Here is a 23,745-nt window from a genome sequence, read left to right on the forward strand (position 1 = left end):
TTCAACACCGGTGAGCCAGTCACAAGAAAAAGGATGGTTTGGTTCATGACGAACCAGAAGCGCCCCAAGGTCAAGATTGCCCGTGCCCTGGGCATTCCGCTGACCCCGAAGTCCGTCAAGTACTTCGAGGCCCGCCCGTACCCGCCCGGCCAGCACGGCCGTGGGCGCAAGCAGAACTCGGACTACAAGGTCCGTCTGGTCGAGAAGCAGCGTCTGCGCGCTCAGTACGACCTGAGCGAGACCCAGATGGCCCGCGCGTTCGACCGTGCCCGCAAGGTCGAGGGCAAGACCGGTGAGGCGCTGATCATCGAGCTGGAGACCCGGCTCGACTCGCTGGTCCTGCGGTCGGGCATCGCCCGCACCATCTACCAGGCCCGGCAGATGGTCGTGCACGGCCACATCGAGGTCAACGGCCACAAGGTCAACCGGCCGTCGTTCCAGCTGAAGCCCGGCTTCGTGGTGACGGTTCGCGAGCGCTCGAAGGAGAAGACCCCCTTCCAGGTCGCCCGTGAGGGTGGCAACGCCGGCGAGGGTCAGACCGCGAAGTACCTTGAGGTCAACCTGAAGGCCCTGGCCTTCCGCCTGGACCGCGCGCCGCAGCGTCGCGAGGTTCCGGTCATCTGCGACGAGCAGCTGGTCGTCGAGTACTACTCGCGCTGACCCGCGAGCACGCTCGGACGTCTCACCGCCGCGCCCCCGGCAGCCTCACGGCCGCCGGGGGCGCGGTGCGTCCGGGGCCCTCCAGCGCCCGGCACACGGCGCCCTCCAGGCCCAGCGCGGTACCCCGGCGGAACGATTCAGCTGCCTCGGCCTCCGACAGTCCTGACAGCACCCGCAGTTCGCACTCGGCGTGCGCGGCGTTGAAGCTGCGGGAGCCGAACAGCGGGACGCCGACGCCGCTCCAGATGACGTGCGCGGCGCCCTGGAGCAGCCGGGCCTCGCGCAGGTCGCCCGCCCCGCCGCCGCGGACGGGCTCGGTGGCCAGCAGTGCCAGCACCTCCACCGCCAGCGCGGTGCCGACCAGGTCGCGGAAGACGTGGTTCAGCCGCAGGCTCTCCCGGGCGTGGTTCCTGGCGGTCTCGAAGTCGCCGTTCAGCCAGGCCGCGTAGGCCATCGCGAACAGCCCGTAGGTGTAGGCCCACTGCTCGCCGTGCTCCTCGCACTGCCGCCGGACCTTGGCCATCCAGGCCTCCCCCTGCGCCTGTTCGCCCTGGAACAGCAGCGCCAGGCCCAGCTCGAACATGGCCATCAGCACGTTGCTGTTGAGCTCGCCCAGCTTCTCGTAGTGCCACAGCGCCTCCTGGAACAGCTCGGTGGCGCGCGGCAGTTCGTCGCCGATCAGGGCGGCGCAGCCCTGCCGGTGCACGGCGTAGGCCAGCGCCCGGTCGTCGCCGGTGGCCAGCGCCTGGCTGCGGCACTCCTCCAGCACCGGGCGGGCGCGCAGCAGGTCGCCCTGGAGGGTGCAGACGTAGCCGGCGACCCAGAGCGCCTTGGCGCGGGTCTCGGTGGGCTCGGGCGCGATCGCCAGGGCCAGCTCCAGCCAGTGCCGCCCCTCGCCGAGGTGGCCGCAGCCGACCCAGTAGTACCAGAGGGTCCCGGCGAGGTGCAGGGCCAGTTGCTCCTCGCCCGGCTCGCCGAGGCAGAAGTCCAGCGCGGCCCGGAGGTTGGCGTGGGCGCGGTGGGTGCGCAGGCTGGTCGGCACCTGCCGGGGGCTGAACCACTCGATCTCGCCCCAGCTCGCCAGCCCGACGTACCAGTCGCGGTGCAGCCGCCGCAGCGTGCGCTCCTCGCCGGAGGCCCGCAGCCAGTGCGCGCCGTACTCGCGGACGGTGTCCAGCAGCCGGTAGCCGCCGGGTTCGCCCGCCGCCTCGCCCGCCGAGGACGGCTGCTCGCGCACCACGATGGACTTGGCGACCAGGTCGGACATCACGTCGAGGACCTCCTCGTGCCGCAGCCCCCGGCCGGAGCAGATGTACTCGGCGGCGTCCAGGTCGAAGCTCCCGGCGAAGACCGAGATCCGGGCCCAGAGCAGCCGCTCCTGCGGCGAGCAGAGCTCGTGGCTCCAGCCGATGGTGGTGCGCAGCGTCTGGTGGCGCGCCCCGATGCTCCGGGAGCCGCCGGTGAGCAGCCGGAAGCGGTCGTCCAGGCGTTCGGTGATCTGCTCCACGGACAGTGCCCGGAGCCGTCCGGCGGCGAGTTCCAGGGCCAGCGGGATGCCGTCCAGCTGTCGGCACAGGGCGGTGACCACGGCCTCGTTGCCGGGGGTCAGCCGGAACCCGGGGACGACGGCGCGGGCCCGCCGGGTGAACAGGGTGACCGCGTCGGCCTCCGGGGAGTCCGCCGGGAGCGGGGTGACCGGCAGCAGGTGCTCGCCGGGGGCGTTCAGCGGCTGCCTGCTGGTGGCCAGCACCCGCAGTCCCGGGGCGGCGGCCAGCAGTCGGGCGGCGAGTTCGGCGCAGGCCTCCGCCAGCTGCTCGCAGCCGTCCAGGACCAGCAGCAGCTCGCGCCGGGCCAGGTGGTCGATCAGCACGTCGGCCGGGTCGCGGGCGGTGCCGTCGGTGAGCCGCAGCGCCTCGGCGACGGCGTGGCCGAGCAGCGCCGAGTCCCGCACCGGGGAGCAGTCGACCAGCCAGGCACCGTCGGCGTAGCCGGGCTCGGCCAGCGCGGCGGCCCGCAGCGCCACCCGGCTCTTGCCGACGCCGCCGCAGCCGGTGACGGTGACCAGCCGGGCGTCGGCGAGCAGCGCGGCGGCGTCGGCGAGCTCGTCCGCCCGGCCGATCAGCTCGGTGGTGGCCGACGGCAGATTGCCGGTTCGGCGGTCGGTCATCTGTCCCCCTGTAGGACGTGTTGCTGGGCTGCCCCGCACGGCCTAACGAGGCGAACGGCAGGAAGGTCACTGGGACGGGCCGCGACCGGCGGGCGCGTCCGGAAAGCGCGGGTGGTCGCGATAGGGTTCCACCACCCGGTTCCATGCTTCACCGCGTGTGGCGCGCCGTCTGCGGCGCGCGCGACCGGTCGGACGAGCGAGCGAGGGAGCGCCAGGTGTCGGGTGGAGAGGTCGCGGGCCTCATCGTCGCCGTGTTCTGGGCGGTGCTGGTGACCCTGCTGGCCGTCGTCCTGGTCCGGCTGGCCGGCGCGCTGCGCCAGGCCACCGAACTGGTCTCGGCGGTCACCGAGCGGACCGTGCCGCTGCTGGAGGAGGCCGCGGTGACCCTGCGCGCGGCCAACGACCAGCTGGTCCGGGTGGACGCGATCACCGCCGACGTCCAGGACGCCGCCGCCAACGCCCAGGCCCTGTCGTCCACCATGGCGGCGACCCTGGGCGGGCCGCTGGTGAAGCTGTCGGCCTTCAGCTACGGGGTCCGCAGCGCGGTCGCCCGGCAGCGCGCGGCCGGGCAGCCGGAGCGGCTGCTGCCGCAGCAGACCGAGCGCGAGCTGATCGCCCGGATGGTCAAGGCCGAGGTCCGGGCCGCCAACACGCGGCGCGGGGTGTTCGCCCGGCTGCTGACGAAGCGGGGTTGACCGTGCGCCGGATCTTCTGGATGGCCGTGGGCGCGGGCGCGACCGTGTGGACCATCAACAAGGCGAACCGGGTCGCCCGCAGCCTCACCCCGGGCAGCCTGGCCGACTCGGCCGCCCACGGCGCGGTGGAACTGGGCGACGCCGCCCGCTCCTTCGCCGCCGAGGTGCGCGCCGGGATGCTCCAGCGCGAACTGGAGCTGAACCGTGAACTGGGCCTGGACGGCAGCGTCCTGGCCGCCTCCGGCCCGGACGGCGCGCCGGTGCTGCGGGGCCGGGCGCGCGGCGTCCGGACCGGCCGTAATCCGGTCGAGCTGACCGCGCCGGTGCACCATACTTCGGACATCACCCCCTACATCGCCCCGAACACCGCCCCGAACGAAAATGAGGACCACTGATGGAGTCGGCTGAGATCCGCCGCCGCTGGCTGCGATTCTTCGAGGAGCGCGGCCACACCGTCGTCCCCTCGGCGTCGCTGATCGCAGACGACCCGACGCTGTTGCTGGTCAACGCCGGGATGGTGCCGTTCAAGCCCTACTTCCTGGGCGAGGTCAAGCCGCCGTTCAGCACCGCCACCAGCGTGCAGAAGTGCGTGCGGACCCCGGACATCGAAGAGGTCGGCAAGACCACCCGGCACGGCACCTTCTTCCAGATGTGCGGCAACTTCTCCTTCGGCGCGTACTTCAAGGAGGGGGCGATCGGCCATGCCTGGGAGCTGCTGACCGCCTCGGTCGACCAGGGCGGCTACGGGCTCGACCCGGAGCGGCTGTGGATCACCGTCTACCAGGACGACGACGAGGCCGAGGCCATCTGGCGGGACCAGGTCGGCGTCCCGGCCGAGCGGATCCAGCGCCTGGGCAAGAAGGACAACTTCTGGTCGATGGGCGTCCCCGGCCCCTGCGGTCCCTGCTCGGAGATCAACTACGACCGCGGCCCCGCGTTCGGCGTCGAGGGCGGCCCGGCGGTCAACGACGAGCGCTACGTGGAGATCTGGAACCTGGTCTTCATGCAGTACGAGCGCGGCGCGGGCGACGGCAAGGAGGACTTCCCGATCCTGGGCGACCTCCCGGCCAAGAACATCGACACCGGCCTCGGCCTGGAACGCCTGGCGATGATCCTGCAGGACGTCCAGAACATCTACGAGACCGACACGCTGCGCGCGGTGATCGACACCGCCACCGCGCTGACCGGTGTGAAGTACGGCGCGGGCAAGGCCTCGGACGTGTCGCTGCGGGTGGTCGCCGACCACATCCGCACCTCGGTGATGCTGATCGGCGACGGGGTCACCCCCGGCAACGAGGGCCGCGGCTACGTGCTGCGCCGGATCATGCGCCGGGCGATCCGCAACATGCGGCTGCTGGGCGCGCCCGGGCTGGTCGTCGGCGAGCTGGTCGACACGGTGATCGGCACCATGGGCCAGCAGTACCCGGAACTGCTGTCCGACCGGAAGCGGATCGAGACGGTGGCGCTGGGCGAGGAGTCCTCGTTCAACCAGACGCTGAAGGCCGGGACCGGCATCCTGGACACCGCCGTGGCCGAGACCCGCGCGGCCGGTGGCACGGTGCTGGCCGGGGACAAGGCCTTCCAGTTGCACGACACCTACGGCTTCCCGATCGACCTGACCCTGGAGATGGCCGCCGAGCAGGGCGTCTCGGTGGACGAGGACGGCTTCCGCCGCCTGATGAAGGAGCAGCGGGACCGGGCCAAGGCCGACGCCAGGGCGAAGAAGCTGGGCCACGCCGACCTCTCCGCCTACCGCGAGGTGGCGGACCGCTCCGGGGTGACCGACTTCATCGGCTACACCGGCGTGATGGGCGAGGCCGTGGTGGTCGGCCTGCTGGTGGACGGGGTGCCCGCCCCGGCCGCGCAGGAGGGCGACGAGGTCGAGGTGATCCTGGACCGCACTCCGTTCTACGCGGAGGGCGGCGGCCAGCTGGCCGACCACGGCCGGATCCGGCTGGAGTCCGGCACCGTGGTCGAGATCCACGACGTGCAGCAGCCGGTCAAGGGGCTGACCGTGCACAAGGGCACGGTGCTGGTCGGCGAGGTGGTCCTGGGCGCCTCCGCCTACGCCCAGGTGGACGCGGACCGGCGGCGCGCGGTCTCCCGCGCCCACTCGGCGACCCACCTGACCCACCAGGCGCTGCGGGACGCCCTCGGCCCGACCGCCGCGCAGGCCGGTTCGGAGAACGCCCCGGGCCGGTTCCGTTTCGACTTCGGCTCGCCGACGGCGATCCCGGGCACGGTGCTCACCGACGTCGAGCAGAAGATCAACGAGGTGCTGGCCCGCGAGCTGGACGTCACCGCCGAGATCCTGACCATGGACGAGGCCCGCAAGCAGGGCGCGATCGCGATGTTCGGCGAGAAGTACGGCGACGCGGTCCGGGTGGTCACCATCGGCGACTACTCCAAGGAGCTGTGCGGCGGTACCCACGTGGCCAACACCGCCCAGCTGGGCCTGGTGAAGCTGCTCGGCGAGTCCTCGATCGGCGCCGGGGTGCGCCGGGTGGAGGCCCTGGTCGGGGTGGACGCGTACCGGTTCCTGGCCCGCGAGCACACGGTGGTGGCGCAGCTGACCGAGCTGGTCAAGGGCCGCCCGGAGGAGCTGCCGGAGAAGATCGCCGGCGTGCTCGGCAAGCTCAAGGAGGCCGAGAAGGAGATCGAGCGCTTCCGCGCCGAGAAGGTCCTCCAGGCCGCCGCCGGGCTGGCCGCGCAGGCGCAGGACGTGGCCGGTACCGCGCTGGTGGCGGCCCGGGTGCCGGACGGCACCTCCGCCGACGACCTGCGCAAGCTGGTGCTGGACGTCCGGAACCGACTGGTCCAGGTCGACGGCGGCGGTGACCGCCCGTCGGTGGTGGCGGTGTTCAGCGTGGTCGGCGGGCGTCCGCTGACCGTGATCGCGGTGAACGAGGCGGCGCGTGAGCGCGGCATCAAGGCCGGGGCGCTGGTCCGCACCGCCGCCAAGACCCTCGGCGGCGGTGGCGGCGGCAAGGACGACGTGGCCCAGGGCGGTGGCACCGACCCGAACGCCGTGGACGCGGCGATCGAGGCGGTCCGCGGCCAGGTCGGCCAGGCATGACCGAGGCCGTGGACGGCCGGACCGGCTTCCGGCGGGGACGGCGGATCGGCGTGGACGTCGGCGACGCCCGGATCGGGGTCGCCTCCAGCGACCCCGACGGGATGCTGGCCACCCCGGTCGAGACCGTCCCCGCCGGTCCGGGCTCGCAGGCCCGGTTGGTGGCCATCGCCCAGGAGTACCAGGCGGTGGAGGTGGTGGTCGGCCTGCCGCGTTCGCTGAACGGGGGCGAGGGCCCGGCCGCGGTCAAGGTCCGGGCCTACGCCGAAGAGCTGGCGGGGCTGCTGGCGGCGGCGGGGGAGTCGGGGGAGCCGGTGCCGGTGCGGCTGGTGGACGAGCGGATGACCACGGTCACCGCGGCGCAGGGGCTGCGGGCCTCCGGCGTGAAGTCGAAGAAGGGCCGCGCGGTGATCGACCAGGCGGCGGCGGTGGTGATCCTGCAGAGCGCGCTGGAGGGCGAGAAGACCAGCGGTCGGCCGCCCGGCCGGCTGGTCGGCGAGTCCGAGTGAACTCCCCGACCGGCCGGGCATCCGGTCGGCCGCCCGGCCGGTCGGGGAGCGGATGAATCGGACAGGTGTTCAGCGGGGGCCGAACGGGTGAAGTCGGCGCCCGTCGCGGGGCGGGGGGCCGTGGTCCGGGGTTCATGTCGGATTATTTCGGGGAACCGAAGTCCAGGCCGAACAGCCCGTTAGGGTAACGTTCCGGTTCACGATGCGCCGTTGGCACGTCGGTTCGAACAGTCGGCGGGGCGTTCCCGCCGGGCCGGAGGGGATGCCGGTCGCCACGTCGTCCAAGGGGAAGCATGACCGACCAGGGCCGGGGCTACAGTCCCGAACCGTGGGGCCAGGGGGGCCCGTACGGCGTGGGCGCGCATCCGGCGCCCGCTCCCGGCGGCTATCCGCCGCCACAGCCCGGTTGGGGCACGCCCGCGCAGGCGGCGGACCCCTACCAGGGCGGCTCCTACGGACCGGGCGCCTACCCGGTCGACCCCGGTCAGCAGCAGCCCGGTCAGCAGCCGCAGTACGTCCAGCCCGGCTACCAGCAGCCCGGATACCCGCAGCAGGGCTATCCGCAGCAGCCCGGCTATCCGCAGCAGGGCTACCCGCAACCGGGGTACCCGCAGCAGCCGCAGCCCGTCCAGCAGCAGCAGCCCGTCCAGCAGCCGGTACCGCAGCCCGTCCAGCAGCAGCCGGTGCCGCAGGCGGCCGAGCCCGCCGCGCCGGTGCTCGGTTCGGACGGGATCGACTGGGAGGCCGAGGCCGCCGCGCTGGAGGCCGAGGTCGCCGGGGTCGCGGAACTCCCGGAGCCCGAGGCCGAGTTCGAGGCCGAACCGGAGCCGGAGGCGGTGGCGGCGTACGACGACGCCCAGCACGACAGCTACGACGAGGACGAGGACGGCTACACCCCGTTCCTGCGCGAGCCCGACGCCAGCCGCAGCGGCGAGCGCCGCCGCAAACAGAGCGGCCGGGCCGAGCGCAAGCGCAGCGGGGTGGCCTGCCTGGGCGTCTCGCTGCTGATGGTCGCCTGCGTCGCGGGCGGCGGCTACTACGGCTACCGCTTCTACGAGAGCCACTTCGGCCCGCCGCCGGACTACGTCGGCCAGGGCACCGGCAAGGTCACCGTGAACATCCCGGACTCGGCGACCGGCACCCAGATGGCCGATGCGCTCTACTCGGCCGGGGTGGTCAAGAGCGCGGGCGCGTTCGTCAGCGCCTACAACAAGAACTCCAACGCCACCGGCATCCAGTCGGGCATCTACACCATGCCCTCGCACATGTCGGCGGCGGACGCGATCGCCTACCTGCTGAGCCAGAACGGCGGCGACACGCTGATCATCCCCGAGGGGAAGCGGGCGGCGCAGATCTACACGCTGATCGACGCCAAGCTCGGGCTGAAGGCGGGCACCACGGCCGCCGTCGCCAAGGCCGACGTGAACCAGCTGGGCCTGCCCTCCTACGCCAACGGCGACATCGAGGGCTTCCTGTGGCCGACCCGCTACTCGGTCGGCAGCGGGATGAAGCCGCTGACCCTGCTGCAGAGCATGGTGTCCAACACCGTGCAGGAGTACCAGACGCTGGGCCTGGACGCCGGGGCCTCGGCGGTGAAGCTGAAGTCCGGCTACCAGGTGCTGATCGAGGCGAGCATCCTGCAGGCCGAGGGCAACAACGTGACCGACTTCGGCAAGATCGCCCGGGTCCTCTACAACCGGCTCAACACCAACGCGACCAACGGCGAGCTGCAGCTCGACTCCACCCTGGAGTACTACCTGCCGAACACCCGGCTCACCAGCTCGATCCGGAACAACACCCGGACCAGCTACAACACCTACATCAACACCGGGCTGCCGGTCGGGCCGATCGACAACCCGGGCTCGGAGGCGATCGCCGCGGTGCTGAACCCGACCCCCGGGTCCTGGGTCTACTTCATCGCCATGCCCAACGGGGTCACCGAGTTCACCGACACCTTCGCCGAGGACAAGGTCTGGGTGCAGCAGTACTGCGAGCAGACCCACGAGGGGTACGACGCGGCATCCGGGTCGTGCGACTGATGCGCGCCGCCGTCCTGGGCTCACCGATCGCCCACTCGCTCTCGCCGGTGCTGCACAACGCCGCCTACGCGGCGCTGGGGCTCACCGACGCCCACTACGGCCGGTTCGAGGTGGACGAGGCCGGGCTGCCCGGCTTCCTGGCGTCGCTGGACGTCGCGGGCGAGGGCTGGGCCGGCCTGTCGCTGACCATGCCGCTGAAGCGGGCGGTGATCCCGCTGCTGGACGAGGTGAGCGAGCGGGCGCTGGCGGTGGACGCGGTCAACACCGTGCTGTTCCATCCGGACGGCCGCCGGACCGGCGACAACACCGACGTCCCGGGCCTGCTCGCGGCGCTGCGCGAGCGCGGCGTGGAGCGGGTGGAGTCCGCCTCGGTGCTGGGCGCGGGCGCCACCGCCTCCTCCGCGCTGGCCGCGCTGGCGCGGATCTGCGACGGCGAGGTGACCGCGTACGTGCGCGGCCCGGAGCGGGCGGCGCAGATGCGCGAGCTCGGCGAGCGGCTGGGGGTGCGCGTGGTGACCGCCCCCTGGGAGCGCGCCGCCGAGGCCCTGGCGGCCCCGCTGACCGTCTCCACCACCCCGGTCGGGGCCACCGACGGCCTGGCCGTGTCGGTGCCGCCGGAGCCGGGCGCGCTCTTCGACGTGCTCTACCACCCGTGGCCGACGGCGCTGGCGGCGGCCTGGGCGGAGCGCGGCGGCAGCGTCCTGGGCGGCCTCGACCTGCTGGTGCACCAGGCGGTGCTGCAGTGCGAGTTCTTCACCGGGATCCGCCCGGCGCCGCTGGCGGCGATGCGCGCGGCCGGGGAGACGGCGCTGGCCGGGGTCTGAGCCGGTCCTGTTCCGTGCTGTCCGCAGCCTGGACCGAATTCTCCCGGCGGGGTGCTCTCGTGGGAGGATCGAGGGGACCTGAGACCGGACCGATGAGGAGCTACGTTGGGTACCTTGCGCTGGCTGACGGCGGGTGAGTCGCACGGCCCCGCACTCGTGGCGACCCTGGAGGGCCTTCCGGCCGGGGTCCCCGTCACCACCCAGGATGTCGCGGACGCCCTGGCGCGTCGGCGGCTCGGCTACGGCCGCGGCGCCCGGATGAAGTTCGAGCAGGACCAGGTGACCTTCCTGGGCGGGATCCGCCACGGCCTGAGCCTGGGCAGTCCGGTCGCGGTCATGGTCGGCAACACCGAGTGGCCCAAGTGGGAGCAGGTGATGGCGGCCGACCCGGTCGACCCGGAGATCCTGGCGAGCCTGGCCCGCAACGAGGCGCTGACCCGCCCCCGTCCCGGCCACGCCGACCTCGCCGGGATGCAGAAGTACTCGCTGGACGAGGCCCGGCCGATCCTGGAGCGCGCCAGCGCCCGGGAGACCGCGGCCCGGGTGGCGCTGGGCGCGGTCGCCCGCTCCTACCTCAAGGAGACCTGCGGCATCGAGCTGGTCTCGCACGTGGTCGAGATCGGCGCGGCCAAGGCCCCGGCCGGGGTGCTGCCGCTGCCCGGCGACGAGGCCCGGCTGGACGAGGTACCGGTGCGCTGCCTGGACGAGGCGGCGGCCAAGCTGATGATCGAGGAGATCGACCAGGCCCACAAGGACGGCGACACCCTCGGCGGCGTGGTCGAGGTGCTGGCCTACGGGCTGCCGCCGGGCCTCGGCTCGCACGTGCACTGGGACCGGCGGCTCGACGCGCGGCTGGCGGCGGCGCTGATGGGCATCCAGGCGATCAAGGGCGTCGAGGTCGGCGACGGCTTCGAGCTGGCCCGGATCCCCGGATCGCAGGCCCACGACGAGATCATCCCCGGCCCGGACGGGGTGCGCCGCGCCTCCGGCCGCTCCGGCGGCACCGAGGGCGGGCTCTCCACCGGTGAGCTGCTGCGGGTCCGCGCCGCGATGAAGCCGATCGCCACCGTGCCGCGCGCGCTGGCCACCATCGACGTGCGCACCGGGGAGCCCGCCAAGGCCCACCACCAGCGCTCGGACGTCTGCGCGGTCCCGGCGGCCGGGATCGTCGCCGAGGCGATGGTCGCGCTGGTGCTCGCCGACGCGGTCAGCGAGAAGTTCGGCGGGGACCACGTCAGCGAGACCCGCCGCAACGTCCAGGGCTACCTCGACCACCTCGTCGTGCGATGAGCCCTGCGACCGCCGCGCCGCTGGTGGTGCTGGTCGGGCCGCCCGGCTCCGGCAAGTCCACCGTCGGCGCGCTGCTCGCGGCGCGGCTCGGCGTGGCCTACCGCGACACCGACGCCGACATCGTCGCCACCGCGGGCAAGCCGATCGCCGACGTCTTCGTCGACGAGGGCGAGCCGCACTTCCGCGAGCTGGAGGCGGCCGCGGTGCGCGCGGCGCTGGCCGAGCACGGCGGCGTGCTGTCGCTCGGCGGCGGCGCGGTGCTGCGGGCCGACACCCGCGAACTGCTGGCCGGGAACGCGGTGGCCTTCCTGGAGGTCGGCCAGCACGACGCGATCAAGCGGGTCGGCCTGGACGCCCCCCGCCCGCTGCTGATCGGCAACCCCCGGGCGCGCTGGCGGGAGTTGATGGAGCAGCGCCGGCCGCTGTACACCGAGGTCGCCCGGGCCGTGGTGGCCACCGACGGCCTGACGCCCGATCAGGTGGCCGACGCGGTCCTCGAAGCACTTGAGCTGGAGAAGGAATGACGGACAGTCAGCAAAGCAGCCAGGACGTGACCACGATCGCGGTCGGCGGCTCGGCCGGGACCGACCCGTACCAGGTACTGGTCGGGCGCAACCTGCTGGGCGAGCTTCCCGGGCTGATCGGCATCGGCGCCCGGAGGGTCGCGGTGATCCACCCGGAGGCGCTGGCGGCCACCGGCGAGGCGATCCGCGACGACCTGGCCGCGCAGGGCTACCAGGCGGTGGCGGTGCAGGTGCCCAACGCCGAGGAGGCCAAGAGCATCGAGGTGGCCGCGTACTGCTGGTCGGTGCTGGCGCAGACCGGCTTCACCCGGACCGACGCCATCGTCGGCGTCGGCGGCGGCGCGACCACCGACCTGGCCGGGTACGTCGCGGCCGGGTGGCTGCGCGGGGTGCGCTGGGTCGCGATGCCGACCACCGTGCTGGGCATGGTCGACGCGGCCGTGGGCGGCAAGACCGGCATCAACATCGCCGAGGGCAAGAACCTGGTCGGCGCGTTCCACCCGCCGGCCGGGGTGCTGGCGGACCTGGCGACGCTGGACACGCTGCCGCGCAACGACTACATCAGCGGCCTGGCCGAGGTGATCAAGACCGGCTTCATCGCCGACCCGGTGATCCTGGACCTGATCGAGTCCGACCCGCAGGCCGCCACCAGCCCGGAGGGCCGGCACGCCACCGAGCTGATCGTGCGCTCGATCAAGGTGAAGGCCGAGGTGGTCTCCGGCGACCTCAAGGAGTCCGGCCGCCGGGAGATCCTGAACTACGGCCACACCCTGGCGCACGCCATCGAGCGCAACGAGCGGTACAAGTGGCGGCACGGCGCCGCGGTCAGTGTCGGCATGGTCTTCGCCGCCGAACTCGGGCGGCTGGCAGGGCGGTTGGACGACGCCACGGCCGACCGGCATCGCGCGGTGCTGGCCTCGGTCGGCCTGCCGCTGACCTACCAGGCCGACGCCTGGCCGAAGTTGCTGGACGCCATGCGGGTGGACAAGAAGTCCCGCGGCGACATGCTGCGCTTCATCGTGCTGGACGGCCTGGCCAAGCCGACCGTGCTGGAGGGCCCGGACCCGACGCTGCTGGTCGCCGCGTACGCCGAGGTCGGCAGATGAGCCCGGCCGAGCCCGAGTCGACGCCGGATCAGCAGGACCGGCCGGTAGGCCGGGTGCTGGTGCTGAACGGGCCGAACCTGGGCCGCCTCGGCAGCCGCGAGCCGGACGTCTACGGCAGCACCTCCTACACCGGGCTGGTCGCCCGGTGTACCGAGCTGGGCCGGGAGTTGGGCTTCGCGGTGGAGGTGCGCGAGACCAACGACGAGGGTGAGATGGTCCGTTGGCTGCACGAGGCGGCCGACGGGAAGCTGCCGGTGGTGATCAACCCGGGCGCCTTCACCCACTACTCGTACGCCATGCGGGACGCCGCCTCGCAGCGCACCGCGCCGCTGATCGAGGTGCACATCTCCAACCCGCACGCGCGCGAGGAGTTCCGGCACACCTCGGTGATCTCGGCGGTGGCCTCCGGCACCATCGCGGGCTTCGGCATCGGCTCGTACGAACTGGCGCTGCGCGCCCTCGCCGAGGCCTGAGCGGCGGCGTCCCGCCCGGTCCCGGGGTCCGGTCCGGGCGGGAGCGGGCCGCCGCGCGGTATCGTCGGTGCTGTCAGCCGGTCAGCGACGGCTGCCGGTACGAGAGGTGGGCACGGTGAGCGACGGCCAGTACCCGGCCAGCCTGCCGACGGCCCCCTCCGGGCCGCCCAGGGCCACGCTGCGGCTGCGGGCGGTGCCCGAGTCGGCCGCCGGGACCACCGGGGGCGAGCCGGTGACCGCGATCCGCTCGCCGGGCCACCATCCGGCGCCGCCGATGGCCACCGGCCAGTTCACGCTGCCGCCCGCCGGTGCGACCGCGCCCGGACCGCTGGCGGTGCTGCTGATCGGCCCGGCCGGGGCCGGGAAGACCTCGGTGGCCCGCTACTGGGCCGACCACCGGGCCGAGCCCACCGCCCACATCAGCCTGGACGACGTCCGCGAGTGGGTCCGCTCCGGCTTCGCCGACCCGCAGGCGGGCTGGAACGACCAGTGCGAGGCCCAGTACCGGCTGGCCCGCCGGACCTGCGGCTTCGCCGCCCGCAACCACCTCGCCAACGGCATCTCCTGCGTGATCGACGACGCGGTCTTCCCGGACCGCCCGGCGATCGGCCTCGGCGGCTGGAAGCGGCACGTCGGCCCGGGCCTGCGGCCGGTGGTGCTGCTGCCGGGCCTGGACGTGGTGCTCGCCCGCAACGCCGAGCGCAGCGGCAGCCGCCGGCTCAGCGACGAGACGGTGGCCCTGATCCACGGCCGGATGGCGGGCTGGTACGGCTCCGGGCTGCCGATCATCGACAACTCGCGGCTGGACGTCCCGGCCACCGCCGCCGCCCTGGACCAGGTGCTCTCCCAGCGCCGCGCGGGCTGACCGCCCGTCCGGGTCGCCCGAGCGGCGGTCGGCGGCCGACGAACCTACGCTCGTGCACATGGCCGAGGTGCACAGGGAACGGCGGGAGCGGCTGCGGGCCGGATGCCTCGCGTCCGGGATCGACGCGGCGCTGGTCACCCGGCCGGTGAACATCCGCTGGCTGACCGGCGCGGACGCGGTGCGGGCGCTGCTGGTCGACGGGGACCGGGTGACCGCGGTGGCCGCCGCGGGCTACCGGCCGGAGCAGGGCGTCACGCTGCTGCCCGCCGCGCCCGGCGCGGACCCGGCGGCGCTGCTGGCCGCCGACTGCCACGCCTCCCCGCTCGGCTTCGAGGAGCACGACCTGACCGTCGCCCGCTACCGGACGGTGGCCGCCGCCTCCGACGCCCGGCTGGTGGACCTGGACCGCGCGGTGGAGCGGCTGCGCACGGTCAAGGACGAGGAGGAGATCTCCTTCCTGCGGATCGCCGCCGAGATCGCCGACCAGGCCCTGGGCGAGCTGCTGGAGTCGATCCTGGTCGGCCGCACCGAGCGGCACCTGGCGATGGAGCTGGAACGGCGGATGGTGGACCACGGCGCGGACGGCCCGGCGTACCCCGTTCGGGTGGGCGCCGGGGAGCACTCCGGGCTGGCCGGGCATCCGGCGGGGGACCGCCGGGTGGAGGACGGCGACTTCGTCACCGTCTCCATCGGCGGCTGCTACCGCGGCTACCGCTCCTCCGCGACCAGGACCTTCGTGGTCGGCCTGGCGCCCGCGGACTGGCAGGTGGAGCTGCACCGGCAGGTGTTCGAGGCGCAGCGGGCGGCCCGGGAGAGCCTGGTCGCCGACGCCGCGCCGGACGCCGCCGAGCTCGCGGCGCGCCGGGTGCTGGCGGCCGCCGGGCACCCCGGCGAGGTGCTCGGACAGGGCATCGGCCTGGAGATCGCCGAGGCTCCGCGCCTCGGACCCCAGGAGTTGGGTAAGCTGGACAACCGTGTGCCGGTCACCGTTGCCGTGGGAGTCCATCTCCCGGGTCGCGGCGGGGTCCGGATCGAGGACACGCTCGTGGTCCGGCCGTCCCAGGACGGCGGTCCGGAGCTGCTCACCATCACGACCAAGGAGCTCCTCGCCCTGTGATCCCGGTCCCCCGGGGTCCGCGGACACCGCATCTTGGTTCCTTGACAGCGATATTGCAGGAGTTAGTGCGACCGTGGCTTCCACCAACGACCTCAAGAACGGCATGGTGCTCAAGCTCGACAACGGCCAGCTGTGGACCGTCGTCGAGTTCCAGCACGTCAAGCCCGGCAAGGGCCCGGCCTTCGTGCGCACCAAGCTGAAGCACGTGCTCTCCGGCAAGGTCGTCGACAAGACCTTCAACGCCGGCGTCAAGGTCGAGACTGCCAGCGTCGACAAGCGCAGCATGCAGTTCTCGTACAAGGACGGCGAGGACTTCGTGTTCATGGACATGGACACCTACGACCAGGTCCAGATCTCCCGCGCGGTGCTCGGCGACAACGCCAACTACCTGCTGGAGGGCTTCGAGGCCACCGTCGCGATGTACGAGGGCGCGCCGCTGTACGTCGAGCTGCCCGCCTCGGTCGAGCTGGTCATCGAGTACACCGAGCCCGGCGTCCAGGGCGACCGCTCCACCGGCGGCTCCAAGCCCGCCCGCCTGGAGACCGGCCACGAGATCGGCGTCCCGCTGTTCATCACCACCGGTGAGAAGATCAAGGTCGACACCCGCACCGGCGACTACCTCGGCCGGGTGAACTCCTAACCGTGTCCACCGCCCGCAACAAGGCCCGCACGCGCGCCTTCCAGATCCTCTTCGAGGCGGACCACCGAGGGGTCGCCCCCGCGTCGGTGCTGGCCGACTGGGTGCGCCGGGCCCGGACGCCGGACGAGGGCACGCCGCAGGTCAGCGAGTACACGATGGAGCTCGTCGAGGGCTACAGCGAGCACGCCGCGCGGATCGACGACCTGCTCGCGACCTACGCCGTGGGCTGGACCCTGGACCGGATGCCCATCGTCGACCGGAACGTGCTGCGGCTCGGCGCCTACGAGCTGATCTGGGAGGACAGCGTCCCGGACGCGGTCGTCCTGGACGAGGCCGTGGAGATCGCCAAGGAGTTCTCCACCGACGAGTCGCCCGCGTTCGTCAACGGGTTGCTGGCCCGGCTGAAGGAACTGAAGCCGTCGCTGCGCGCGACCCGCGACTGACCCCCGCAGCCGAGCACGCACAGGCCCGGCCGCTCCCCCCTGATCGGGGGAGCGGCCGGGCCTGTGCGGTTCCGGTCGGGGGTCACGCCGCCTCGGCGGAGGCGCCGCGCGGCAGCAGCCGCACCAGCCCGGCGAGCAGCAGCTCGGTCAGCGCCAGGGTGAGCAGACCCAGCTGGAAGGCGTGCGGGAAGTCGGTCCCGGCGCGGCCCAGGCCGCCGTAGAAGACGATCCCGATCACCGCGATCCCCAGCGCCCCGGCCACCTGCTGGGCGGTGGACAGCACCCCGGAGGCCGATCCGGCCAGCTGCGGGGCGACCCCGCTGAGCATGCCGCTGGTCAGCGGCGCGACCAGCATGCCCATGCCGACGCCGTCCACCAGCAGTCCGGGGACCAGCCAGGCCACCGACCCGTGGCCGCCGCCGGCCCCGCCCGCCGCCAGCCAGAGCAGCCCCAGGCCCAGCGCCATCAGCAGCGCGCCGACGGACAGCACCTGGCGTCCCATCCGGGCGGCCAGCAGGTGGGCGACCGTCGAGGTGGCCAGGTAGCCGCCGCCGATCACCACGAAGACCAGCCCGGAGGCCAGCGCGGTCAGGCCCCGGCCCTGCTGCAGATAGAGCGCCAGGATCAGGAAGAACGAGCCCTGACCGGCCCAGAACACCAGCTGCGCGAGCATCCCCACGCTGAAGGTCCGGCTGCGGAACAGGCCGGTGTGCACGATCGGGTGGCCGCCGCGGCGCACCTGCCGGTGCTGGTGCACCCCGAAGACCGTGAACAGCACCGGGGAGGCGGCCAGGCACAGCCAGGTCCACAGCGGCCAGCCCTGCGCCCGGCCCTCGATCAGCGGCAGCACCAGCGTCAGCAGCGCGGCGGTGACCAGCAGCACGCCGGTGTTGTCCAGGCCGGGCCGCTGCGGCGCGCGGCTCTCCGGCACGGCGCGGGGCACCAGCGCCAGCGCCGCCAGGCCGACCGGCAGGTTGATCAGGAAGCAGGCCCGCCAGTCCAGCCCGAACAGGTCCGCGCGGATCAGCACCCCGCCGATGAGCTGGCCGAACACCGCGCCCAGACCCATCGTCAGCCCGTACATGGCGAACGCCTTGGCCTGGACCCGGCCCAGGAAGCAGGTCTGCAGCAGCACCAGCAGCTGCGGGGTCATCAGCGCCCCGCCGACGCCCTGGGCCACCCGCCCGGCTATCAGCACGTCCACCCCGGGAGCCAGCCCGCAGGCCGTGGAGGCGAGCGTGAACAGCGCCAGGCCCAGGGCGAGGACCAGCCGTCGGCCGAGGATGTCGCCGATCCGTCCGGCGGTGATCAGGGTCGCGGCCAGGGCCAGGCCGTAGCCCGCCACGATCCACTGGATGGCGGCGGTGCTCGCGCTCAGCCGGAGCTGCATCGAGGGGATGGCGACGTTGACGATGAAGAAGTCCAGCGAGGTCATGAAGGTGGAGATGAGGATCACCAGCAGCAGCCCTCTGGGTGGCGCGGTCCGGGTGTCGCGGGCGGTGGGTGCGGGTGGGGCGAGCGTGGCCATCGGAGTCCTCCTGGGGTGGGCCGCCGCGTTCGGGTCGGTCGGCGCGGGTCGGCGCGGGTCGGTCCGCTCGGTCGGCGCCGGTCGGGTCGGCGCGGGAAGGGGGCCGCGCGGGGCTGTGGGAGCAGCCCCGCGCGGGTTCGTGGGGCTGCCGTCAGGCGCTGGGCACCCGGTCGAGGAAGCCGAGGACCTGGCTGATCCGGCCGTCGGCGTCGGTGACCAGCACGTCGAAGCCGACCACCAGCGACTCGCCGTCGCGCGGTCCGAGCTCCCAGCGGAAGCGGGCGATGCCGTGGTGCGCGTCGACCGGTCCGAGCAGGGTGAACACCATCCCCGGGAAGTCGCGCTGGACGGCGGCCAGGGTGGCGTCGAAGGCGTCCCGGCCGCGGGCCTCGACCAGCGGGTCGGTGTAGCCGCCGTCCTCGGCCCACAGCGCGTCGACGCCGCGGCGGCGGGCGGCCGGGTCGGTCTCGTTCCACAGGGCGAGGTAGTTGCCGGCGAGGTCCTGGAGGTCGCTCATGGGGTGTCCTTGTCGTCGGCCCCGGCTGGGGCTGGTCGGCCGGGGCTGGTTCGTCCCCGCAGGTCAAGAAGGTACGCAGGCTCCGGACGGGCGGAATCTGTCACGCTTAGGTAGTCCTCCGCGGCGATGACCTGGTCCCTGCCGAACCCGCGTGACGGCAGGTCAGGACGGCCCCCGGTAGGCTCGGCCCGGGGGTGGTGACGTGCTGTACGGCAGGGAGCACGAACGGGCCGGGATCGAGCGGCTGCTGGCGGAGGCGCGGCAGGGCCGCAGCGGGGTGCTGGTGCTGCGCGGCGAGCCGGGGATCGGCAAGACCGCGCTGCTGGACCACGCCGCCGGGGCCGCCGAGGGCTTCCGGGTGATCCGCGCGGGCGGGGTCGAGTACGAGGCCGAGCTGCCGTTCGCCGGGCTGCACCTGCTGCTCGGGCCCGCGCTGGACCGGCTGCCGGTGCTGCCGGGACCGCAGCGGCGGGCCCTGGAGCGGGCCTTCGGCCTGGTCGAGCCCGACGCCGGGGCCACCGCCGGAGCTGCCCCCGCCGACCGGCTGCTGGCCGGTCTGGCGGTGCTCACGCTGCTCTCCGAACTCGCCGACGAGCAGCCGCTGCTGTGCCTGGTGGACGACGCCCAGTGGCTCGACCGGGAGTCCTCGGCGGCGCTGCTGCTGGCCGCCCGGCGGTTGCAGGCGGAGGGGGTGGTGCTGCTGCTCGCCGCCCGCGAGGGCGAGGGCCACTGGTCCGCGCCCGGCCTGCCGGAGCTGCGGCTGGGCGCGCTGGGCGCGGCGGCGGCCGGGGAACTGCTGGCGGCGCGTGCCGCCGGTGCGGGCGCGGCGCTGGACCGCGAGTCCCGGAACCGGGTGCTGGCCGAGGCCCACGGCAATCCGCTGGCGCTGCTGGAACTGCCCGGGGAGCGCCCCGGCGCGCCCGGCCCGGCCGACCCGGGCGAGGTGCCGCTGGCCGGGCGGCTGCAACTGGCGTACCACGGCCAGGTCAGCCGGATGCCCGCGGCCACCCAGACGCTGCTGCTGGTCGCCGCCGCCGAGGAGACCGGCGACCTGGCGGTGGTGCTGCGGGCCGCCGCGCTGCTCGGCGCCGCGCCCGAGGACCTGCGCCCGGCCGAGGACACCGGCCTGGTCCGGCTGGAGGACTCCCGACGGCTGGCCTTCCGGCATCCGCTGCTGCGCTCCGCCGTGCACCGGCGCGCCCCGCTGGCGCAGCGGCTGGCCGCGCACCGGGCGCTGGCCGAGGCGCTGGCCGGGGACGGCCCGGACGACGGTGACCGGGCCGGACGCCAGGCCTGGCACCGGGCGCTCGCCGCGACCGGTCCGGACGAGGCGGTGGCCGCGGCGCTGGAGCGGGCGGCCGAGCGGGCGACCCGGCGCGGCGGCCACGCCGGGGCGGCCTCGGCCTACGAGCGCGCGGCCCGGCTCAGCCCCGATCCGGACGAGGCCACCCGGCGCGCCACCTGGGCCGCCGAGGCCGCCTCCGAGGCGGGGGAGCTGGACCTGGCCGCCGGGCTCGCCGAGCGCACCCTGCGGCGCGACCCGACCGACCCGTTGACGCTGGCTCAGCTGCTGCTGGTGCAGGGCGCCGACCGGTTCTGGCGCGGCTCCCACGGCAGCGCGCTGGAACTGCTGCTGCGCTCCGCCGAACTGGTCGCCGAGATGGCTCCGGGCCACGCCGCCCGGGTGCTGAACCTGGCCTTCCACGCGGCCTGGTACCAGGGCGAGCCGGCGGCGGCGGAGGTGCTCGACCGGCTCGCCGGGCTGCGGCTGCCCGCGGGCGACCCGGCGGCCCCGCTGATCGGGTACCTGCTCGGGGCCGCCGGGCCGCTGCTGGGCCGGGATCCGGGCGCGGCGCCGACGCTGGCCGAGGCGGTCGCCGGGGCCCGGCGGGCCGGTCCGATCGCGCCGGTGGACCTGCTGACCACCTGCGGGGCGGCGCTGATCCCCGGCCACGACGAGGAGACCGGGCGGCTCGCGGCGGAGCTGGTGGCCGAGGCGCGGGTGGCCGGGGCGCTGGGGGTCCTGCCGACGCTGCTGTTCTTCCTGGCCGAGAGCGAGCTGTTCCAGGGCAGCCGGGCGGACGCGCTGGCGCACGGTGAGGAGGCGCTGCGGATCGCCGAGGACACCGGGCAGCTCCAGTGGACGGGCCAGATGCACGGCTTCCTCGGCTACCTGGCCGCGATGGCCGGGGACGGTCCGGGGGTGCGCGCGGCGGTCGGCCGGTCGCTGGCCGCCGGGGTCGCCGGACGCCCGTGGACCCAGTGGGCGCTGGGGCTGCTGGACCTCGGCCAGGGCCGGGCCGGGGAGTGCCTGGCCCGGCTCGAACCGCTGGTGGGCGGGGTGCTGCGGTTCCATGTCTCGGCGCTGCGGGCGGTGCCGGACCTGGTCGAGGCGGCGGTGCGGCTGCGTGAGCCCGAGCGCGCGGCCGAGGCCTTCGGGTACTTCCGGCGCTGGGCCGAGCGGGCCGAACGCCCGTGGGCGGCGGCCCTGGTGCTGCGCTGCGAGGCGCTGCTGGGCGAGGAGTCCGAGGCCGAGGCGCGCTACCTGGCGGCGCTGAGGCTGCACACCGAGCAGGAGCGCCCGTGGGAGCGGGCCAGGACCGAGCTGCTGTACGGCGAGTGGCTGCGCCGGGCCCGGCGCAAGGCGGAGGCCCGCGGCCCGCTGCGGGCGGCGCTCTGGGCCTTCGAGGAGCTGGACGCGGCGCCCTGGGCGGAGCGGGCCCGGGCGGAGCTGGCGGCGAGCGGCGACGCGGCGCCGGAGGACCGGGCACGCAGCCCGCTGGCCGGACTGACGCCGCAGGAGACGCAGATCGTCCGGCTGGCGGCGCGGGGCCTGTCCAACCGGGACATCGCGGCGCAGCTGTTCCTCAGCTCGCGGACGGTCGGCTACCACCTCTACAAGGCGTACCCGAAGCTCGGCGTGGGCTCCCGGGGGGAGCTGGTCGGGCTGCTCTGACCGGCTCCGGCGGGCCCCGGTCGGGCGCGGATCTGAGGGGACGTCATCCCCCCGCGCCGACCGGGGTGCAGCCCCGGGCGGCCCGTGTGACCATCGGACGAGAGCCGTCCAGCACGCCGTGAAGCCGACCGCGCCCGCAGGGAGCCGCACGTGACCGACCCGCAGTCCGACCCGCAGCCCGAGCCGCAGTCCGAGCGTGACGCCGCCGCGGACCAGCCGGAGGAACTGGACTTCGACATCGACTTCGACGGCATCGTGCAGACCCGGGACGCCACTCACCGGACGCTCTGCTTCCGCCGCCACTTCGACGTGCCGGTCGCCTCGGTGTGGCCCTACCTGGTCCGGCCCGAGCTGCTGGCCGGGTGGCTGGCCGCCGCCGTCCCGCTGGAACCGGCGGAGGGCGGGGCGGTGACGCTGCGCTGGCTGAACACCGACGACCAGGGCCGGTCCACGGTGGCCACGGGCACGGTCACCGCCTTCGACCCGCCGACCCTGGTCGAGTACGACACCGACGTGCACGGCCGGATCCACCTGGAGCTCCAGGACGAGGGCGGCGGCAGCGCGCTGGCGCTGGAGGTGACCCTGCCCGCCCCGGTGGAGGGCCTGGCCACCCGGCTGGCCGGATGGCACCTGCACCTCGACTACCTGGCCGACGCCCTCGACGGCGAGCCGGTGGACTGGTCGGACTGGGACCGCCACCGGGTGGAGCGCTGGCAGCCGCTGTACGAGTGGTACGCCGCCCGCTACGACGGCTGAATCCCGCCGGCCCCTGGGGCCCCGGCGGCGCGGGGCGCTATCGTGCCGGTATGCCCACTGCCCTTGTCACCGGTGCCAGCGCCGGTATCGGCGCGGCCTTCGCCCGCCGCCTCGCCGCCGACGGCCTCGACCTGGTCCTGGTCGCCCGTGATCCGCTGCGGCTGGAGGCGACCGCCGCCGAACTGACCGAGCGTTACGGCTCGGCGGTCGAGGTACTGGCCGCCGACCTGGCCGAGGAGAAGGGCATCGCCGCGGTCGAGGAGCGGCTGTCCGACCCGGAGCGTCCGGTGGACCTGCTGGTCAACAACGCCGGGTTCGGGATCAGGGAGCGCTTCGGCACCGCCCCGCTGGCCGACGAGCTGGCCATGGTGAAGCTGCACGTGGAGGCCGTGCTGCGGCTGACCAGGGCGGTGCTGCCGGGGATGCGCGAGCGCGGTCGCGGCTACGTGGTGAACGTCGCCTCGGTGGCGGCCTTCCTGCCGCGCGGCACCTACGGCGCCAGCAAGTCATGGGTCGTCAGCTTCAGCCAGAGCGTGGCCCGGGACCTGGCCGGGACCGGGGTGCGGGTGCTGGCGCTGTGCCCGGGCTTCACCCGGACCGAGTTCCACGACCGGGGCGGGATCGACATGTCGGCGCTGCGCGGCTGGATGTGGCTGTCCGCCGAACAGGTGGTCGACGAGGGGCTGCGGGACCTGGCGCGCGGCCGGTCGGTCAGCGTCCCGGCGCTCCGCTACCGGACGATGGTCGCGGCCACCCGCAAGCTCCCGCTGGAGGCGCTGGTCCGCGTCTCGGCCCGGGCCGGACGCCGGCTGGACCAGCGCTGAGCGCCGGGGTGAGCGCCGGGGTGGGCGCCGGAGTGCGCGCCACCGCGACAAGCGCTCCGGTCGAAGCGTTCCCGTGTACAGCGGACGAGCTGTACGCTGAGGCCATGTCGAAGCACATCACGATCCGGGTGGACGAGGAGTTCCACGCCCGCCTGGCCGCCCGCGCGGCGGCCGAGGGGACGACGATCACGGCGCTGGTGACCGAGGTCGCCAAGCGGGAGCTCGACGCCGACCGGCAGCGGTTCCTCGATGCCGCAGCCGAGTTCAACACGGCCGAGAACTGGGCCTACTTCCAGGAGCGGTTCGGGCGGAAGAGCGCGTGAAAGCAGACGAGGCCTGGGCCTGGAACGTACTCGCGCACCACCTGCCGTCCGACCCGACCGTGTGGGATCCCTCCGGGATCAGCGCGGCGATAGCCCGGCACGCCAGCGACGTGGTGCTGGTGGCCGACGAGGAACCGCGCGACATCTGTTGGCGTGCCGCCGCGCTGCTGCACACGCTGGCGGTGTGCCCGCCGCTGGACAGCCCGATGAACGAGTTCTACACGGCCACGCTCACCCGCTCCTACCTGGTGATGGCCGGGGTGGAGCGGCTGCCGAACAGCTTCGCGCTGGCGGACCTGGTCGAGCACGCGAAGGAGCGCCGGGCGGACCTCTTCGCCACCGCCGAGGCCCTGCGCAAGCTCACCGACCTGGACTGACGGCCGGACCGGCGGGCCGGTGCGGTGTCGGGCGCGGTG

General features: G+C 74.1%; 23 protein-coding genes. 20 read left to right on the plus strand and 3 right to left on the minus strand.

Annotation, left to right across the window (positions count from 1 at the left end):
- The first annotated feature begins 45 nt into the window (after positions 1-45).
- On the plus strand, positions 46-660 hold the full coding sequence (gene rpsD, locus GXP74_RS14135; RefSeq protein ID WP_182451836.1) for a 30S ribosomal protein S4: 615 nt from the start codon (positions 46-48) through the stop codon (positions 658-660).
- 22 nt (positions 661-682) lie between these two features.
- Here the strand turns inward: rpsD and GXP74_RS14140 are convergent, their stop codons facing one another.
- Positions 683-2,827 (minus strand): regulator, encoded by a 2,145-nt coding sequence (locus GXP74_RS14140; protein WP_182451837.1) that lies wholly within the window; start codon positions 2,825-2,827, stop codon positions 683-685.
- Positions 2,828-3,042: 215 nt separating this feature from the next.
- On the opposite strand from GXP74_RS14140, the gene GXP74_RS14145 reads away from it, so the two are divergent.
- The 14 genes from GXP74_RS14145 to nusB all read left to right on the plus strand — a co-directional run bounded on the left by GXP74_RS14145 (position 3,043) and on the right by nusB (position 16,425).
- The gene (locus GXP74_RS14145; RefSeq protein WP_182451838.1) at positions 3,043-3,522 is read left to right on the plus strand and encodes a DUF948 domain-containing protein; all 480 of its coding nucleotides are present in this window, start codon (positions 3,043-3,045) and stop codon (positions 3,520-3,522) included.
- A gap of 2 nt (positions 3,523-3,524) precedes the next feature.
- A complete protein-coding gene (locus GXP74_RS14150) occupies positions 3,525-3,917 on the plus strand; it encodes a DUF6167 family protein (RefSeq protein ID WP_225448610.1) in 393 nt (130 codons plus the stop codon).
- Positions 3,917-6,598 (plus strand): alanine--tRNA ligase, encoded by a 2,682-nt coding sequence (alaS, locus tag GXP74_RS14155; RefSeq protein WP_182451840.1) that lies wholly within the window; start codon positions 3,917-3,919, stop codon positions 6,596-6,598. Before GXP74_RS14150 ends, alaS begins: the two co-directional genes overlap by 1 nt.
- A complete protein-coding gene (ruvX, locus tag GXP74_RS14160; protein ID WP_182451841.1) occupies positions 6,595-7,104 on the plus strand; it encodes a Holliday junction resolvase RuvX in 510 nt (169 codons plus the stop codon). Before alaS ends, ruvX begins: the two co-directional genes overlap by 4 nt.
- Before the next feature lie 293 nt (positions 7,105-7,397).
- Entirely contained in the window at positions 7,398-9,143 is a 1,746-nt protein-coding gene (gene mltG, locus GXP74_RS14165; protein WP_182451842.1) for an endolytic transglycosylase MltG, read from the plus strand.
- A complete protein-coding gene (locus GXP74_RS14170; protein WP_182451843.1) occupies positions 9,143-9,967 on the plus strand; it encodes a shikimate dehydrogenase in 825 nt (274 codons plus the stop codon). The genes mltG and GXP74_RS14170 overlap by 1 nt, the downstream gene beginning before the upstream one ends.
- Positions 9,968-10,072: 105 nt before the next feature.
- A complete protein-coding gene (gene aroC / locus GXP74_RS14175; RefSeq protein ID WP_182451844.1) occupies positions 10,073-11,257 on the plus strand; it encodes a chorismate synthase in 1,185 nt (394 codons plus the stop codon).
- On the plus strand, positions 11,254-11,781 hold the full coding sequence (locus GXP74_RS14180) for a shikimate kinase (protein WP_182451845.1): 528 nt from the start codon (positions 11,254-11,256) through the stop codon (positions 11,779-11,781). Before aroC ends, GXP74_RS14180 begins: the two co-directional genes overlap by 4 nt.
- Positions 11,778-12,887: a 3-dehydroquinate synthase gene (gene aroB / locus GXP74_RS14185; protein ID WP_182451846.1), complete on the plus strand. Its 1,110-nt coding sequence runs from the start codon at positions 11,778-11,780 to the stop codon at positions 12,885-12,887. Before GXP74_RS14180 ends, aroB begins: the two co-directional genes overlap by 4 nt.
- Entirely contained in the window at positions 12,884-13,360 is a 477-nt protein-coding gene (gene aroQ, locus GXP74_RS14190) for a type II 3-dehydroquinate dehydratase (protein WP_182451847.1), read from the plus strand. The genes aroB and aroQ overlap by 4 nt, the downstream gene beginning before the upstream one ends.
- A 115-nt stretch (positions 13,361-13,475) precedes the next feature.
- Positions 13,476-14,225: an ATP-binding protein gene (locus GXP74_RS14195; protein WP_225447920.1), complete on the plus strand. Its 750-nt coding sequence runs from the start codon at positions 13,476-13,478 to the stop codon at positions 14,223-14,225.
- A 58-nt stretch (positions 14,226-14,283) separates the two neighbouring features.
- Positions 14,284-15,342, plus strand: a complete 1,059-nt coding sequence (locus GXP74_RS14200; protein WP_182451848.1) for a Xaa-Pro peptidase family protein — start codon at positions 14,284-14,286, stop codon at positions 15,340-15,342.
- Positions 15,343-15,415: 73 nt separating this feature from the next.
- On the plus strand, positions 15,416-15,982 hold the full coding sequence (gene efp / locus GXP74_RS14205) for an elongation factor P (protein ID WP_182451849.1): 567 nt from the start codon (positions 15,416-15,418) through the stop codon (positions 15,980-15,982).
- Positions 15,983-15,984: 2 nt separating this feature from the next.
- Positions 15,985-16,425, plus strand: a complete 441-nt coding sequence (gene nusB, locus GXP74_RS14210; protein WP_182451850.1) for a transcription antitermination factor NusB — start codon at positions 15,985-15,987, stop codon at positions 16,423-16,425.
- An 82-nt stretch (positions 16,426-16,507) separates the two neighbouring features.
- On the opposite strand, the gene GXP74_RS14215 is transcribed toward nusB, so the two are convergent.
- Entirely contained in the window at positions 16,508-17,953 is a 1,446-nt protein-coding gene (locus tag GXP74_RS14215) for an MFS transporter (protein WP_182451851.1), read from the minus strand.
- A 151-nt stretch (positions 17,954-18,104) separates the two neighbouring features.
- Positions 18,105-18,470, minus strand: a complete 366-nt coding sequence (locus GXP74_RS14220) for a nuclear transport factor 2 family protein (protein WP_182451852.1) — start codon at positions 18,468-18,470, stop codon at positions 18,105-18,107.
- A 202-nt stretch (positions 18,471-18,672) separates the two neighbouring features.
- On the opposite strand from GXP74_RS14220, the gene GXP74_RS14225 reads away from it, so the two are divergent.
- The 5 genes from GXP74_RS14225 (at position 18,673) to GXP74_RS14245 (ending at position 23,706) form a co-directional block, all read left to right on the plus strand.
- Complete coding sequence (locus tag GXP74_RS14225; RefSeq protein ID WP_182451853.1) at positions 18,673-21,426, plus strand: AAA family ATPase; 2,754 nt, start codon at positions 18,673-18,675, stop codon at positions 21,424-21,426.
- 150 nt (positions 21,427-21,576) lie between these two features.
- Positions 21,577-22,182: an SRPBCC domain-containing protein gene (locus GXP74_RS14230; RefSeq protein ID WP_182451854.1), complete on the plus strand. Its 606-nt coding sequence runs from the start codon at positions 21,577-21,579 to the stop codon at positions 22,180-22,182.
- A gap of 50 nt (positions 22,183-22,232) precedes the next feature.
- Positions 22,233-23,006 carry an SDR family oxidoreductase gene (locus GXP74_RS14235; protein ID WP_182451855.1) on the plus strand — a complete coding sequence of 258 codons (774 nt, stop codon included), beginning with the start codon at positions 22,233-22,235 and terminating at the stop codon, positions 23,004-23,006.
- A 104-nt stretch (positions 23,007-23,110) separates the two neighbouring features.
- Positions 23,111-23,329, plus strand: a complete 219-nt coding sequence (locus GXP74_RS14240) for a toxin-antitoxin system HicB family antitoxin (RefSeq protein WP_182451856.1) — start codon at positions 23,111-23,113, stop codon at positions 23,327-23,329.
- On the plus strand, positions 23,326-23,706 hold the full coding sequence (locus GXP74_RS14245) for a hypothetical protein (RefSeq protein WP_182451857.1): 381 nt from the start codon (positions 23,326-23,328) through the stop codon (positions 23,704-23,706). Before GXP74_RS14240 ends, GXP74_RS14245 begins: the two co-directional genes overlap by 4 nt.
- Positions 23,707-23,745: the final 39 nt, after the last annotated feature.

Source organism: Streptacidiphilus sp. P02-A3a, assembly GCF_014084105.1.
Taxonomy (GTDB): Bacteria; Actinomycetota; Actinomycetes; order Streptomycetales; family Streptomycetaceae; genus Streptacidiphilus.

Coding starts and splice junctions, on each gene's coding strand:
- GXP74_RS14170 (WP_182451843.1), top strand. CDS start 9,143: ATGCGCGCCGCCGTCCTGGGCTCACCGATCGCCCACTCGCTCTCGCCG.
- GXP74_RS14180 (WP_182451845.1), top strand. CDS start 11,254: ATGAGCCCTGCGACCGCCGCGCCGCTGGTGGTGCTGGTCGGGCCGCCC.
- GXP74_RS14240 (WP_182451856.1), top strand. CDS start 23,111: ATGTCGAAGCACATCACGATCCGGGTGGACGAGGAGTTCCACGCCCGC.
- aroB (WP_182451846.1), top strand. CDS start 11,778: ATGACGGACAGTCAGCAAAGCAGCCAGGACGTGACCACGATCGCGGTC.
- GXP74_RS14140 (WP_182451837.1), bottom strand. CDS start 2,827: ATGACCGACCGCCGAACCGGCAATCTGCCGTCGGCCACCACCGAGCTG.
- alaS (WP_182451840.1), top strand. CDS start 3,917: ATGGAGTCGGCTGAGATCCGCCGCCGCTGGCTGCGATTCTTCGAGGAG.
- rpsD (WP_182451836.1), top strand. CDS start 46: ATGACGAACCAGAAGCGCCCCAAGGTCAAGATTGCCCGTGCCCTGGGC.
- aroQ (WP_182451847.1), top strand. CDS start 12,884: ATGAGCCCGGCCGAGCCCGAGTCGACGCCGGATCAGCAGGACCGGCCG.
- mltG (WP_182451842.1), top strand. CDS start 7,398: ATGACCGACCAGGGCCGGGGCTACAGTCCCGAACCGTGGGGCCAGGGG.
- GXP74_RS14220 (WP_182451852.1), bottom strand. CDS start 18,470: ATGAGCGACCTCCAGGACCTCGCCGGCAACTACCTCGCCCTGTGGAAC.
- GXP74_RS14235 (WP_182451855.1), top strand. CDS start 22,233: ATGCCCACTGCCCTTGTCACCGGTGCCAGCGCCGGTATCGGCGCGGCC.
- GXP74_RS14200 (WP_182451848.1), top strand. CDS start 14,284: ATGGCCGAGGTGCACAGGGAACGGCGGGAGCGGCTGCGGGCCGGATGC.
- GXP74_RS14215 (WP_182451851.1), bottom strand. CDS start 17,953: ATGGCCACGCTCGCCCCACCCGCACCCACCGCCCGCGACACCCGGACC.
- ruvX (WP_182451841.1), top strand. CDS start 6,595: ATGACCGAGGCCGTGGACGGCCGGACCGGCTTCCGGCGGGGACGGCGG.